This window comes from Natronosalvus halobius (genome assembly GCF_024138145.1).
Classification (GTDB): Archaea; Halobacteriota; Halobacteria; order Halobacteriales; family Natrialbaceae; genus Natronosalvus; species Natronosalvus halobius.
Map to the genome: position 1 here is coordinate 569589 of NZ_CP099997.1, position 13866 is coordinate 583454.

At 60.4% G+C, this 13866-nt stretch carries 13 protein-coding genes; 6 read left to right on the forward strand and 7 right to left on the reverse strand.

Features of this window, described 5'->3' with window-relative positions:
• Positions 1-13 precede the first annotated feature (13 nt).
• From NGM15_RS02760 to NGM15_RS02780, 5 genes are all read right to left on the reverse strand, one after another.
• Positions 14-1600 (reverse strand): multicopper oxidase family protein, encoded by a 1587-nt coding sequence (locus tag NGM15_RS02760; protein ID WP_253434981.1) that lies wholly within the window; start codon positions 1598-1600, stop codon positions 14-16.
• A 124-nt stretch (positions 1601-1724) separates the two neighbouring features.
• Complete coding sequence (locus NGM15_RS02765; RefSeq protein ID WP_253434984.1) at positions 1725-2672, reverse strand: zinc-binding dehydrogenase; 948 nt, start codon at positions 2670-2672, stop codon at positions 1725-1727.
• Between the two features lie 679 nt (positions 2673-3351).
• Positions 3352-3984, reverse strand: a complete 633-nt coding sequence (locus NGM15_RS02770; protein WP_253434986.1) for a universal stress protein — start codon at positions 3982-3984, stop codon at positions 3352-3354.
• A gap of 51 nt (positions 3985-4035) precedes the next feature.
• Positions 4036-5088 (reverse strand): NAD(P)-dependent alcohol dehydrogenase, encoded by a 1053-nt coding sequence (locus tag NGM15_RS02775; RefSeq protein ID WP_253434989.1) that lies wholly within the window; start codon positions 5086-5088, stop codon positions 4036-4038.
• 263 nt (positions 5089-5351) lie between these two features.
• On the reverse strand, positions 5352-5564 hold the full coding sequence (locus NGM15_RS02780) for a hypothetical protein (RefSeq protein ID WP_253434991.1): 213 nt from the start codon (positions 5562-5564) through the stop codon (positions 5352-5354).
• A gap of 622 nt (positions 5565-6186) precedes the next feature.
• Between NGM15_RS02780 and NGM15_RS02785 the strand changes: the two genes are divergently transcribed.
• Together NGM15_RS02785 and NGM15_RS02790 are read left to right on the forward strand one after the other, a co-directional pair.
• Positions 6187-6633, forward strand: a complete 447-nt coding sequence (locus NGM15_RS02785) for a DUF8147 domain-containing protein (protein ID WP_253434994.1) — start codon at positions 6187-6189, stop codon at positions 6631-6633.
• Positions 6634-6923: 290 nt separating this feature from the next.
• On the forward strand, positions 6924-7277 hold the full coding sequence (locus NGM15_RS02790) for a hypothetical protein (RefSeq protein ID WP_253434997.1): 354 nt from the start codon (positions 6924-6926) through the stop codon (positions 7275-7277).
• Between the two features lie 235 nt (positions 7278-7512).
• On the opposite strand, the gene NGM15_RS02795 is transcribed toward NGM15_RS02790, so the two are convergent.
• A complete protein-coding gene (locus NGM15_RS02795; RefSeq protein WP_253435000.1) occupies positions 7513-8802 on the reverse strand; it encodes an MFS transporter in 1290 nt (429 codons plus the stop codon).
• Between the two features lie 3 nt (positions 8803-8805).
• Entirely contained in the window at positions 8806-9918 is a 1113-nt protein-coding gene (locus NGM15_RS02800) for an MBL fold metallo-hydrolase (protein ID WP_253435002.1), read from the reverse strand.
• Between the two features lie 89 nt (positions 9919-10007).
• On the opposite strand from NGM15_RS02800, the gene NGM15_RS02805 reads away from it, so the two are divergent.
• The 4 genes from NGM15_RS02805 (at position 10008) to NGM15_RS18870 (ending at position 13855) form a co-directional block, all read left to right on the forward strand.
• Complete coding sequence (locus NGM15_RS02805) at positions 10008-10742, forward strand: helix-turn-helix domain-containing protein (protein ID WP_253435005.1); 735 nt, start codon at positions 10008-10010, stop codon at positions 10740-10742.
• 709 nt (positions 10743-11451) lie between these two features.
• Positions 11452-12087, forward strand: a complete 636-nt coding sequence (locus NGM15_RS02815; RefSeq protein ID WP_253435008.1) for an SOUL family heme-binding protein — start codon at positions 11452-11454, stop codon at positions 12085-12087.
• Positions 12088-12419: 332 nt separating this feature from the next.
• A complete protein-coding gene (locus tag NGM15_RS02820; protein ID WP_253435010.1) occupies positions 12420-13700 on the forward strand; it encodes an amidase in 1281 nt (426 codons plus the stop codon).
• 44 nt (positions 13701-13744) lie between these two features.
• Positions 13745-13855 (forward strand): hypothetical protein, encoded by a 111-nt coding sequence (locus tag NGM15_RS18870; protein ID WP_425494464.1) that lies wholly within the window; start codon positions 13745-13747, stop codon positions 13853-13855.
• Positions 13856-13866 lie beyond the last annotated feature (11 nt).

Consider the following 13866-nt stretch of genomic DNA (forward strand, 5'->3'; position numbering starts at 1 on the left):
TTCCCGGTATTCCTCACTCGTATTCGAACACGCGAGCCATCCCCCGCTCGAGGTGGTAGACGTTGTGGCAGTGGAACAGCCAGTCGCCGGAATTGGTTGCGCGGAAGTCGAACGTCACCTGATCGCCGTGGGGCGCGACAAGGACTGTGTCCTTGACCGCGTCGCCGACCTGGAAGAAGTGACCGTGGAGGTGCATCGGATGGATCGCCGGACTGCGGTTCACCATCCGCACGCGGACGTGATCGCCCTCGCTGATCTCGAGCGGGTCGGCGTCCGGGTACACTTCCCCGTCAATAGTCCACGCGTCGGCGTCGGCGCCACCCATTATTCCGCCCGACAGCGTGAAGTCGAACATCCGGTCTGGTTCCCCGTCGAGATCCAGCGGCTTGAGCGCCTCGAGGTCGCCGTACTCGAGTTCCCGGCCGTCGAACGACGGTCGGTCGACAGAGCCGTCGTCGGTATTCTCGTACCGCAGTCTCGCCTCCGCGGGATTCTCGGTGCCGACGACGGGTTCCGCGACGATAGCCCATTCACCTGGGGAGTCTGCCTCGAGGATCGCGTCGTATCGCTCGCCCATGCTCACGACAAACGAATCCACGCCGACGGGTTCGACCGGTCGCCCGTCGGCGTGCGTGACGGTCAGCGAGTGTCCGCCGACGCCGACGCGATAGGTCGTGGCGCTACTCGGATTGATGAAACGCAGACGAACGCGCTCGCCCTCTTCGACGCCGAACACCGGTGGATTCGACGGGAGGCGACCGTTAACGAGCAGTCCTTCGTACGGCGGTCGTTGACTCATCATCTGACTGTCGGGGCCCATACCGTCGCCAGGGCCCATTCCATCGCCCGGGCCGCGACCGTCGTCAGGCCCATCCCCGCCTCCGGGACCCATGCCGCCACCGTCACCACCGCCTCCGGGACCCATGCCGCCTGGGCCCATACCGTCGTTCGGACCTCGTCCATCGCCCTGCCCGCCGCCACCGCCAGGACCCATCCCGCCATCGCCGCCTGGTGGGGCTTCGATCGAGTCCAGCGCAGGTTCCTCCTCGAGGTAATCGTCGAGTTGTAGTGTATACTCGCGGTCGTACTCGACGTGCGGTGATTCCTCCTCGACGATCAGGGGCCCGTAGAGGCCCCTATCGAGTTGCAATCCGACGTGGCTGTGGTAGACGTACGTCCCCGCCGGCGTCGTCTCGAACTCGTACTCGAACGTCCCATCGGACGGAACGGGTTCTTGCGTGACGTCGGGGACGCCGTCCATCGGGTTCGGCACGGGAACACCGTGCCAGTGAATTGTCGTCTCCGCGGGCAACTGGTTTTCGAGCGAGACACGAAGCGTCTCCCCCTCACTGATTCGGAGTTCGGGGCCGGGAACCTGCTCGTCGTACACCCACGTTTCGAGGCTCTCGTCCGATCCGACGTCGACCGCCTCGCTCGAGGCGACTATCGTTTCCTCCTGCGTGCCCTCACCATCCTCCTGTGCGGACCGCTCGAGTACAGCCGATCCGATTCCGCTTGCGACTCCCGCGATTCCGAACAGAGTTGCGCCGCCGATGCGCAATGCTTGTCGTCGCGGGATGGTTCGATCGGTGGCGTCCATCAGGGAAGGGCCCACGACTACCGGGAAAAATGAGGGGCATGCCAGTGCGCGTGAAACACTCGAGGTCACGAGGCGTGCTGAAGAGAAGGCGCGAATATGATTGAAACGGATCGATACCCTAACGTTACTTGTCGTCGACGGAAAGCACTATCTTGCCGGTAAGGCCACCCTCCTCGACCATCTCGTGGGCCTTCGCCACGTCCGACAGCGGCAGGACCGAATCAATCACGGGCTCGAGGCGGCCCTGCTCGACGAGTCGGCGCAGTCCGTCGAGAGGGCGTCGATCCCGCTCGAGGAACAGCATCTCCACGGTCAGGTTCTTCTGGTAGGCGGTGCCCCACTCGCCTTCGGGCTCGAGGATCGTGACCAGTCGCCCGTGAGGCTTCGTGATGTCGCTGCTCTCGACCAGCGTCTCGCCGCCGACGGTGTCGAAGACCAGGTCGACCGGTTCGTCGAACGTCGACTCGATCGCCTCGACGAACTCCTCCGACTCGTAGTCGATGGCGAGCGTCGCGCCGAGGTCTTCGGTCTGTTCGACGGTCGCGGGACTCGTCCTGGCGGCTACCCGTGCACCAGCGGCGTCGGCGATCTGCACGGCGTGGGAACCGACGCCGCCAGCACCGTGGATCAGCACCGTCTCGCCGGCAGTCACGTCGCCACGTTCGACGATCGCCTCCCACGCGGTCCCGCCCGCGAGGGGAAGCGCCGCCGCCTCTTCGTGAGAGAGCGACTCGGGCTTTCGGGCGACGATCGACTCATCGGCGACGTGATACTCGGCGTAACTACCCTGTTCGCCGAAGATCTCGGGCGTGTAGAACACCTCGTCGCCCGCCTCGAAGTCGGTGACCTCGTCTCCGATCCCTTCGACCACGCCGGAGACGTCGTATCCGATGACGGTCGGTGGAGTGATCCCGGCCCACGAACCCGCCTGACGAATTTTGCAATCGACGGGATTGACCGACGAAGCGTGAACACGAACGAGGACCTCGGTCGGCCCCGGAGTCGGCCGATCGACCTCACGTTGTTCGAATACCTCGGTACCGCCGAAGTCGGTGATAACCATCGCCTCCATGCACGGCCGTACGATCAGTGGTGCCGTATACGTTGGCCCCTGCTGGAACCACTTGCTCGTCGCCCGTCTGCGGACCGAGTCGATCGTCACAGTCCACCAGTTCGGACTGTTTTGCGCTTCCAGTCACTATCTGCCTGGTCCTTCATCTCTAACCAAACTAAGCCCCGATAGACGGGGTCTCCGAATGTTGCGTTTTGACCGCGTGGGACGATTACAAGTGAGTGGGAATCGCGACGAGATTGATAATAATCGCACCACCATGACAACCTGTCGCGCTATCTACCGTGCGCGACAGTATCGATCCGATCAGTACCCACCTATTAGACCCTAACCTGGGATTGGTGACGGGTACCTTCCTCCCCGTCGCCAGTTCAGTTGCGAAGTTTTAGACGCTGGTACGCGCTTATCTGGCCTGTCAAATTCAAGTATAGTGACAAGTCATACAGTCTCAGACGCCCTATTGTCGTGATTGGGCCGACAGTGACAGTCGAGTGGCTGCGAAAGTTCGTCGGCCACGTCGTCTGCGTCAAAACGACAGCATAGTTCAGTACACTTGGCCGTGTTTCTACCACGTTCGGCCAGCTCTCAGATACGAGGGAATGACGTAACTCAACGACGAGTCGAGTTCGAGGTGGCGCGCGTCAGTTACCAGTTACCGATCACCGGTCACCAGTCACTGTCACCGTCTCTCGATCCGAGCAACCCGAGCGTCACCACTCGAGCGCTCGATGTGAACGTTGAACTGCTCGTGGTCCGCTTCCGTCCGAACGATCCAGTACCCGCCCTGTTCGTACGGTTCCTCGAGCACGGTCGCGTCCTCGTGGCCTTCACTGGCGAGCACGTCTCGAGCCACTTCGATGGCGTGTTCGGCGGTTTCGACGCCGGCCTCCGCCGCCGTTCGCGTCACCAGCACCGACGCGTCAGCCCCACGCAGGACGCGCTCCGTGACGCTCCCGATCAGGAACCGATCAAGACCGCGTCGATCGTGTGTCCCCATCGTGATCAGGTCCGCACCGTGTTCATCGGCGTACTCGAGAATGCACTGGTGTGGCGACCCCTCTTCGATGGCCGTGACGACGTCCACGCCCTCCGGCGCTCGGCGGGCCGCTTCCTCCGTCACGGTCTCGCCCTCGTCTCGAAACGCTTCGGACAGTTCCTCCTCGGACGCTTCGAACGAGTAGTTTTGCTCCACGTCGATGACGTAGAGCACGTGAACGGTCGCGCCGAAGCGCTCGGCTACCCCGTAGGCCTGTCCCACGGCACTGTTTGCGGCGTCGCTTCCGTCGGTCGGCAGCAGAATCGTCTGGTACATACCCAAACGTCACCGGCCTTCCTCATTATATTCTCGGGCCGCTCTTGAATTCTAGTCGAAGTGAATTAGCGGTTTGATGATCCCATCCTCTTTGCTCTCCATCAGCCGGAACGCCTCTTCAATTTCGTCGAAGTCGAACTCGTGGGTAGTCATCGGCGTTGGATCGACCAGCCCCGCATCGAGGAGTCGTAAGAGCCGTCGCAGTCGGAGCCGACCGCCGGGACAGAGGCCGGTGACGATGTCCTTTTCGGCCATGCCGACGCCCCACTCCTCACGCGGGACGTTCACGTACTCGCCCTCGCCGTGATAGCCGATGTTCGAAATCTTCCCGCCGGGCCTGGTCACCGCGACGCACTGCTCGAGCGTCGCCGAGGAACCAAGGGCTTCGATGGCGGCATCGACGCCCCTGTCGTCGGTCAGTTCACGGATTCGCTCGACGGGATCGTGCTCCTCGAAGTCGACTATCTCCGTCGCTCCGTAGTGTTCGGCGAGTTCCTGGCGTTCCGGGACCGATTCGACCGCGAGGATCTGTCCTGCCCCCTGGAGTGCCGCACCTTTGGTGGCCATGAGGCCCACGGGACCCTGGGCGAACACCGCGACGGTCCCACCGATGGGGATGTCGGCGTGTTCGGCACCCATGAACCCCGTGCTCATCATGTCAGTAGTGTACACCGCCTCCTCGTCGCTGACGTCGTCGGGAATGTGGGCCAGGTTTGCGTCCGCCTCGTTGACATGAGCGTACTCCGCGAACGTGCCGTCTTTCACGTTCGCGAACTTCCACCCACCGAGGGCGCCGTTCGACTGCGACGGGTGGTCGTCCTGGGCCGCTTCCGACCCCCAGTCTGGGGTGATCGCACCGACGACAGCGCGGTCGCCCGGCTCGAATGACTCCACGGCCTCGCCGACCTCCTCGACGATGCCGACGACCTCGTGACCGAGCGTGAGGTTTTCCCGATCGCCGATTGCGCCGTGAACCGTGTGTACGTCGGATGTGCAGATGAGCCCCTTCGTCGGACGAAGAATTGCGTCGGTCGGGCCTGCTTCCGGTTCCTCTTTCTCGGCGAGTCCGGTTTCGCCGATCTCATTCATCACGAACGCTTGCATGACTGTAGGCCGTACCACAGCCGTCGTCTTGAAACGCTATTGGCCCTCTCACTGAATTATCACCTGGGGAAATGTGGAGGGGGACTCGCCGACTCGAGCGTCACACTGCGGCTCTACTCGAGTCGTCGATGTCGACGCGGACCGAGTGCGGCGTCTGATGCCGTGCGTCTATTCGCTCGGGCCCAGCGGCTGTTCAGTACGACCGCTGCGAGCAACTGCTAGCGTGAGAGTGAACGGAAGTGCCAGCGAATCCGAACGCCGCCTCAGTCGTGAGTGGCGCGACTGACTAACACGGGGCGGTCGGTTTCGAAGATGACCGACTGGGTGACGCTTCCGAAGACCGCCTTCCCGATGGAGGGCTGCTTGCGATCGCCGAGGACGTTCGCTTTGACCGACCCCGATGCGTTCGGCAGCGTCATCACGAAATCCGCCTGGGAGAGTGCTCGATCCTCGTCTATATCGACCGCTATGAGCACGCGAACACGGATCGTCACTCGACGCCCATCCCGGTGAAGATACGTGCCGAGGGGCAGTCAGCGACAGGGCGCTGACGAGTAGCCGATTTCCGGCCATCGATCGTTCTCTCCCCGAGCAGCCATCGGAGCTATGGCGGAGGTCCACGTGTTTCTCTCGGTCGGATCCCGTTCGTGGCCGTCCTCGTTCAGCAGCCATCTTTCTCTGTGCCCGGGAGTCAGCAAAGAGGGATATATTCTCAGCGGCCGTGTGACATGCTCCCACGACTGAAGTCGTGGGCTTCCCACGCCCGCCAACGGGCGGTTCGTTGGTCTCTTCGGCTTTCCAGTCCGACGAACTGGTGGGAGTGCCACGCCCCCGTTACTCCTATCCCGCGAGGGATTCGGAGGTACCTGGTTGTTTTGTGTCGGTCTGCGTCCCCGAGGGCTTACGTTTTGATGAGGCAAACACCGAGTCAACTGCCAGTTTTCGGGGTGTCAAACCGAAACGGGAAACCGTTCCGTCGACAATCGAATATACGCGCGTGGGGCACTCAAGCCTTCCGGTTTCGGCGTTTGCAAACTGTGCGGCGATTCATCCCACGACTGAAGTCGTGGGTTTTCTCGCCTAACCTGTATAAGAACCATGAACAGTATCCTCAAGGTCGCGGTGAGTGTGGTCGTCGGCATTATCGGCTTTCTCGTGATCGGTATCGGCGTGACCGAGGCCCTCGACCCCTACGTCTGGCCCTCCACGATGCTAGGGCTCCCTGCCGGCCTCACGGCCGGGATAGCCCTGGTCTTGCTCACGCACCTGGGCGTCACGTACCGGGAAGAAATCACTGCCACTGGCCGGAGCTCTGAACGGACGGTACGTCGCCTCCGGGCGACAATAGCGGGAATCATCGGGTTCGTTGCCGGCGGTGGACTCGCGGCGGTGGTTCTCTGGACGCAGGCGGTCGGCCTCGCAACAGCGATGATATTCGGGCTTCCCGTCGGAATCTTCGTGGCGGTGCTGGCCGCGGTTCTCGTCTCCCGTCGTGATGGGACGAGCCGCGCCTCATCCGGATCGCCTCCGGCGAACTCGCCGTAAGCCCGCTCTTCCTGGAGACGATCGATACGGAAAGGTTCGACGGGTAGCCGACCGTCAACGTCACGTATTGCGGATGCTGAGAGTACCTGGCCTGACCAGGCTCAGATACTGCCACTCCTGTGTCGACACATCTCGAGGAGACGAGAGCCAGCGGAAAATGAGTGGACCGGGCCCGCTCCAGGTTGCACGATTGTGCTGTGAATCTACTGGCCTCTTCGTCCGCATAATTCCCACACATGGATCGTTGCACTATCGTTATCGTTGTGCTCTTGCTCGCGGTACTCCTCCCGATGTGGTTCGTCGTGTCACAGGGCGGACCATCTTCGGAGGAAGCCCAGATCGATCACAGTGTCAGTGAGATCCGGCCGCTGGATGGGTTCGTCGATACACCAAACAAACTCTCTCCGAGCCAGGTAGGGGTGATCGTCTGGATGGCGCTGTTCAGCCTCGTCGGCGTGACGGAGTTTTTCCATCGGTTCATAGACTGGGCTGCCAAGCCCGATCAAGACGCCGAGGCAACCGTCGCCGACGGTGGCCGCGTCGCCTCTCCCTGGATCGAATCCGATGATCGGTGGATCGTCGCGTATCACCCCTCGAGCGCCTCTGTGCACTCGCGGCAGATAGCCCATCGAAAACCTTGGTGAGGAAACCATCCAACTTCCGTACTGTTGTACTTGTTCATTTGTTAGATCCCTATCCAGGGGCTCACTGAGTAGACCTACGAGCAGCTTTAGACGAAAAACTCGTAGTGACCAGTTTTCCCCTCATCCGTGACATGATCGCGGTCAACCGGTTCGGATTCGGGAGGAACTCGGCGTCGCTACGAACAGCATCTGGGTCGGATATCGCGACCAACTATGAAAAGGGCGTTCTACTGATCTAGTCTTCAGACGCTGGCCGAGTGGCTGGTTTGGTAGCTGGCGCAGGTGGCTCGTGCGTTCCGAACTCGGGGTGGGTCTCTTCCATCCACAGGTAGACGATCGCGCCGGAGACGAACATCAAAATTGCCGTCATGTAGAACGCGGCTTCGGCGTTCACGAACTGCATCGCGAGGCCGATCAGGATTGCGCCGACCCCGTAGCCCGCGTCCCGCCACATCCGGTAGACGCCCATTCCCGCCGACCGCCACGACGGGTGAGCGGCGTCGCCGGGGACGGTCATCAGATTCGGATAGAGTAACGCCATTCCCAGCCCGGAGACTGCGGCCAGGACGGCCCACGGGAGATAGCCCTCGACGAACACCATGCCGAGGACGCCTGCTCCCGCGAGGAACATCCCCGCGATGACCGGCGGACGCCGTCCGATGCGATCGGCGAGGCCGCCGGTGCCAATCTGGAGGAAGTACATCGCGCTGTGGACACCGACGACGACGCCAACGGCTTCGATCGCGAGCCCCTGACTCGTGAGATAGAGCGGCACCGCGACCCAGAACAGCGTGTCGACGAAGTTCTCGATGTGGCCGGCCTGCGCCGCGGCGAACAGCGTTCGGTCGCCGTACGTTGCCCGCTTCAGCACCTCATTGAAGGGGAGGTTCGCGTCGTGGTGGTCGTCGTCCCCCTCCAACTGTGCGAGGTGAACCGTTTCCTTGATGAGCAAAATGGAGATGAGGAGGGCGAGCACTACGACGACCGCGAGGAAGTAGAACGGCTCCGGTCGGAGGCTCGTCCGGCCGGCGATGACGCCCGTGATCCAGGCGCCAGCGGCGACGCCGGTGTAGCCGAACGCCTCGTCGATGCCGACGGCGAGCCCGCGCTGGTCGGGGCTCGCAAGATCGATCTTGGCGTTGATCGCCATGCTCCAGGTCAGCGCCTGGTTGATCCCGAGCAGAACGTTCCCGACGGTGATCCAGCTCCAGCTGGGGGCGTAGATGAGGATTATCGGGATCGGTAACGCGGTGAGCCAACCGAGCACGAGCACCGGCTTGCGACCGTACTCCTCGCCCCACTTCCCGGCGTAGAGGTTGAGTAGGGCCTTGACGAAGCCGAAGGAGACGACGAACGAGCCGATGACGAGAAACGACTCGACGCCGAGTACGTCCTCGCCCAAAACGGGTACGACGGTGCGCTCGGAACCAATCGTCAGTCCCGTTGCGAACACCAACAGGACGTGCAGCGAGAACTGCCCGAGGTGTTCGCGAATCCCCTGTTTCAGTGTAGTTGCCTCGCTCATGGATTACTCGGCAGCACAGCGGTTTGGACCCAGCTCGAGTTCGGACAACTCATCGTCGGGGATGTCTTCCTGCCCGACGTTCGTTCGCTTGACGCGTTCGAAGTTCGGCGGGTGATCCGGAATATCCGAGGCGAGCGTCTCGACGAACGCTTCCCGGTCGCGTTCGAGGTCGGTGTTCCGTTCTCGAACTTCGCCTAGCGTCGCGGTCACCGGGGGTTCGGGCGACCCGGAATCGTGTGCCGGGAGGACGACTGCGTCGTCCGGGCGGTCCAGCAGCCGCTGGAGACTCTCGTAGAGCGTCGCGGCGTTCGCTTCGGCGTCGGAATCCTCGATACCGGCTTCGACGCCGAGTTCGACGCGGCCGACGCTTTCGTGAAAGAGCGTATCGCCCGTAACGAGCGCCTCGTCGTCGATATCGAACGAGACGCTTCCCTCGCTGTGGCCGGGCGTGTGAATAACCTCGATGGCAACGCTCCCGACTTCGACCGTCTCTCCGTCTTCGACCGGGGTCGCGTCGATAGCGAGTGCATCCTTCAGGTGGAGATAGTACGGAACGCCGTGGCGTTCGGCGAGTTCCGCACCGCCGGAGACGTGGTCGGCGTGTGCGTGCGTATCGAAGACACTGACGAGTTCAGCATCGTGGTCGTCGAGAATCTCCTCGTACTCCTCGAGGTAGTGTGAGGGATCGAACACGGCCGCTTCACCGTCGGAAATCAGGACGTGAGAGAGACACCCCTTTCCCGGACGAGCGACCTGGACGAGCGTTCCGTCGAGGGTGGTCGGGACGGGCGCGCTCCGGTGAACGCGACTCCACCCGTTCATCCCGTCCGTGAGCGTCGCAGCCTCGTACCCGAGTTCTTCGAGCACATCCGTTGCGGTTTGCGAGACGACGCCCGCAGCACAGACGGTAACAATCTCCTTCTCGTCGGGGAGGGTTGCGAGGGCCTCCTTCGCCGTATTGGGGTTGTTGGCCAGTTCGTCGTAGACGTCGACGTTGATGCTATCCGGGATATGCCAGTCGTCGTACTCCTCCGTGTGACGGATATCGAGCACGAGCAGATCATCTGTATCGGTCTGCAACCGGTTACCGAGTTGCTTGGGACGAATCTTCGACATCAGTGGTTACCCATACGAGGGATTTTAGAATATAGGTGCTGCCGGTCATGACCGGCATCGTTATTTCTATTCGGTCCATCTACCCGTGTATGAGTCTCTACGAGGCCTCCTTCCGGGTCAAACACGAGTGTCCATATCGGGAGATCTCGGAACACTACCCGGACCTCACAATCCGCGAGTGGTACCTGAGCGACTGCCAGGTAATCGAGATCACGTCCCCGGAATTGCCAGCTGCCGAACTCCTCGAAGAAATCGACAATCTGGGGACGATCCTTCACAAGTCGATTGATTCGTCCGGTCTCCACGTCGTCACACAATCTTGCCTCTGTTCATTAGAGGACTCCATCATCGAACGGTTCGAGGAATACAACTGTCTGTACCAGCCGCCGACGATCCACCGGCAGGGCTGGGAGCACTACACGGTGATCGCGTTCGACGAGGGTGACGTCCGGGCTCTCCTTCACGATCTTGAGGCCAATCGAGACATCGAAGTCCTCTCGAAGACGGCGATTACAGAGCAGCAAATCCCTCACAGTATGTTGGCTCCGGTCGATCAGTTGTTCGAAGACGTGACTGAACGACAGCTGGCCGCGCTTCGGCTTGCCCTCGAGAGCGGGTACTACGAGCAACCACGGAAGACGTCACTCCGGGAATTGGCCGATCAGACGGCCGTTGCTCGCTCGACGTTCGAAGAGCACCTCCGAAAAGCGGAGAACAAATTCCTCACTAACGCCGGCCAGTTCTTACGGCTCGTCACTGCCACTTCGTCGTCCGATCCGCTCCAGATTGAAAAGACGCGGCAGTCGGAACAGATTGCCGACTAGCCGAACGGACACCATCAGAGTGAGGACGTTTGACTGACCGCCAGTAAGCACCCTATTGGTTTCCTCAAGATTGGAAAAACGCGTCCGGACCGTGATCGTCCTGCCACGCGAACGCAAAGAGTCGTCGTGCTGGTAGTCGTATCAATTGTGGCCCATCGGCTGCCTCTCCCGTTGCACCGTTCCACGTCGTCGAATCGGCGTAAAATTCCCCGTCAGTCCCTGGCTCGAACTCGTATCCCGGATCTTCGAACGCGTGTATGCCGTCGTCGGTCGCGAATACGACGACGTCGGTTCCAGCGATCGTTTCGCACACGACACCGTTCGAATCGGCTACTCGAGGTAATGGAAAGCCGAGTGCTTCGTCATCTCCGGGAACGACCACTGGAGCGAACTCAGGATGATCCGCCAACGTCAGGAGTGCGCTTCGTGCTGGTTCGAGATAGCCGTGGAGATCACTGATACTGACGATTGTTGGTGGCGAGTCACTGATGGATAGCCCATTGACGGAATCGCGGACGGAGGGTGAGGGTAATGGCCCGTCCAAAATAGGGAGTGGCATCGTGTATGTATATTCTGTAGGCATTGTTGAAACCCTTAGGAGATGACCAGAGCTGCCTGCTGTATACAAAGTGTCCATGCAGCACGCAGAAAAACACGTCAACACTTGTCTGGGGAGTTCATTCATTTGTATGGACGGCGAGGGTGGTGTATGAGACCACTCACGAAGGCGGTAATTGTTGGCGGTGGCGTGGCATTTGTTGGCTGGGTTGGGTGGGGCATTTACTCAACCTGGAAGGCAAAATCAGTGCCATATGAACAGCTACGAACGCTAAACGGCGGTGAAATCCGTCATTATCCCCAGACGATTCGTGTCGAAACGACGGCATCAAATCAGCGGATTGCATTTCGGCAACTCTTCAGATACATCTCGGGAGCCAACCAAGGTAACGAGTCGATCTCGATGACTGCCCCTGTCGAAACACAGAACGGGGAAGCAATCTCGATGACTACTCCTGTTCGGTCAGAGGCGACTGAGACTGACGCTGATACGGTCCGGATGGCGTTTTATCTGCCCTCAGAATATAGTCCTGAAACTGCACCAGAACCGACGGAATCGGATGTTACACTCGTCACCGAGCCACAGAAGACAGTCGCTGTGGACCAGTTTTCTTGGTATGCTCCAGAGTCGCGGGTTGAACGACGGACACGGAAGCTTCTTTCCACACTCGAGCGTGAAGGAATCGAACTGGCAGGCGACCCCTATCTCCTCCGGTATAATGCCCCGTGGACACCACCGTTTATGCGACAGAATGAAGTGGCAGTCGATGTACTCGAAGAGGACTGACTGTTAAAGTGATTGAGCCGTTCATAATAGGATGTTATCTGTAGTGCCAGATTCGGGAATGCGTATCTGACCTGACCATCCAACCGTGTGACATAGGCGCCCTCTATCTCGTAGAGACTCGGTGAACTCCCAAAGAGTGTTAGAAGGAGCGTGCGAGATACAAAGAGTGAGTTCACCAGTGGGTTTAGGGACTATGGCCTATCGGTTACATCTGCTGAGATGAGTCGACCCTGTGCTGGGGCCGTCCACCAGCATGAAACCTGCGGGCAAGTAGGGGGTGCTTGGGAGCAAACATTCTTGATTCACCTCGTGGGAATAGTTGCTGAATCTACATGGGTGAACGTGAAAATGCGGTCCGAAAGGCAGCGAGTGATTTTGGCATCGCTCTCGACGAGGACGCGATCGGCGCTTACGCTGATGAAATCACCAAGACCTGTGAACAGCTCGAGACGCTTGATCCCTCGACGCCGGATGGGGATTTGGCAACTGATGTCCACGAGGGAGACGATGAGTACAACGCCTTTCGCTATCGTTGCTCACTGAAGGGAGACTCGGGCCAGCTAACAGGGCTAAAGGTAGCGGTGAAAGATAACATTGCGGTCGCTGGTGTACCGATGACATGTGGGTCGACCGCCGTCGAGTTCACTCCAGAGTACAGCGCGACCGTAGCTCGCCGTCTCGTCGACCATGGAGCCGACGTCGTGGGCACGACTAACATGGACGAGTTTGCATACTTCACGACGGGGGAGACTTGTGCCTACGGCCCTGTCGAAAACCCGGTGGTTGAAGGAAGTGTGCCGGGAGGCTCGTCTGCCGGATCCGCTGCCGCAGTCGCCGCTGATCTGGTCGATGTGGCACTCGGAAGCGACACCGCAGGGTCGATTCGCATCCCCGCATCGTTTTGTGGGGTCGTCGGATTCAAACCTACTCACCGTGCAGTTCCGTGCTTTGGATTTGCTGACCTATCGCCCTCGCTGGATCACATCGGCCCGTTGGCGAAGACGGTCGAAACGGCTGCACTGACGCTCGAGACGATTGGCGGACCGTCTGCCGAGGACCCCGGGACGTTGGGTGTCGAGCCTGCTACAGGACTAACTGACCAAGTTGGCGAGGGAATCGAAGGGCTCCACGTGGGTGTCGTTACGGAAATGATGGACAATGCGACTGAGGGCGTTGTTGAGCAGGTTCGAGGTGGTATCGAGACTATTGAGGACGCTGGCGCCACCGTCGAAGACGTATCGATACCCGAGATCGGAAACGCACCGCTGGCGTCAATGGGAATCATCGGTCCGGAGTTCGCCAAACTGCTCCGTACTAACGGGCAGGTTTATAGCACAAGTACCGGCTACAGTGAGCCCTGGCGGACATCTGTGGCCACAATGACCGGTAGCGGCGGCTACGGTGAGATTGTTCGCAATCAGTTGCTGATTGGTGATTGCGTGGATGCGATTACTGAGGGGTCCGTGTATGTCGCCGCCCAAAATTTCCGACAAGCTCTCACTGCTAGCATAGACGACTTGTTCGAGGGGGTTGACGCGCTCATCACACCAACGACACCGATCCCGGCACCGGAATTTGACGAGGTGTTTGATCTGGAGTCGTTCAGACCGTAGCGAACACCGTTCCATTCAATTTGACCGGCCACCCGGCTCTGTCGGTGCCCTGTGGGACGACCGAGAGCAAGCCCGTTGGGCTACAGATAGTTACTGATCGCCACGCTGAACCAACAGCCGTCCGCCTCGGGGCCATCGTCGAGGCAGAGCAATAACACTCTTTAAT

Bases quoted from the DNA above. Each gene is read 5' to 3' on its own strand.
- NGM15_RS02760 (WP_253434981.1), bottom strand. From the start codon at position 1,600: ATGGACGCCACCGATCGAACCATCCCGCGACGACAAGCATTGCGCATC.
- NGM15_RS02775 (WP_253434989.1), bottom strand. From the start codon at position 5,088: ATGCAAGCGTTCGTGATGAATGAGATCGGCGAAACCGGACTCGCCGAG.
- NGM15_RS02765 (WP_253434984.1), bottom strand. From the start codon at position 2,672: ATGGAGGCGATGGTTATCACCGACTTCGGCGGTACCGAGGTATTCGAA.
- NGM15_RS02820 (WP_253435010.1), top strand. From the start codon at position 12,420: ATGGGTGAACGTGAAAATGCGGTCCGAAAGGCAGCGAGTGATTTTGGC.
- NGM15_RS02790 (WP_253434997.1), top strand. From the start codon at position 6,924: ATGTGGTTCGTCGTGTCACAGGGCGGACCATCTTCGGAGGAAGCCCAG.
- NGM15_RS02785 (WP_253434994.1), top strand. From the start codon at position 6,187: ATGAACAGTATCCTCAAGGTCGCGGTGAGTGTGGTCGTCGGCATTATC.
- NGM15_RS02770 (WP_253434986.1), bottom strand. From the start codon at position 3,984: ATGTACCAGACGATTCTGCTGCCGACCGACGGAAGCGACGCCGCAAAC.
- NGM15_RS02795 (WP_253435000.1), bottom strand. From the start codon at position 8,802: ATGAGCGAGGCAACTACACTGAAACAGGGGATTCGCGAACACCTCGGG.
- NGM15_RS02815 (WP_253435008.1), top strand. From the start codon at position 11,452: ATGAGACCACTCACGAAGGCGGTAATTGTTGGCGGTGGCGTGGCATTT.
- NGM15_RS02805 (WP_253435005.1), top strand. From the start codon at position 10,008: ATGAGTCTCTACGAGGCCTCCTTCCGGGTCAAACACGAGTGTCCATAT.
- NGM15_RS02800 (WP_253435002.1), bottom strand. From the start codon at position 9,918: ATGTCGAAGATTCGTCCCAAGCAACTCGGTAACCGGTTGCAGACCGAT.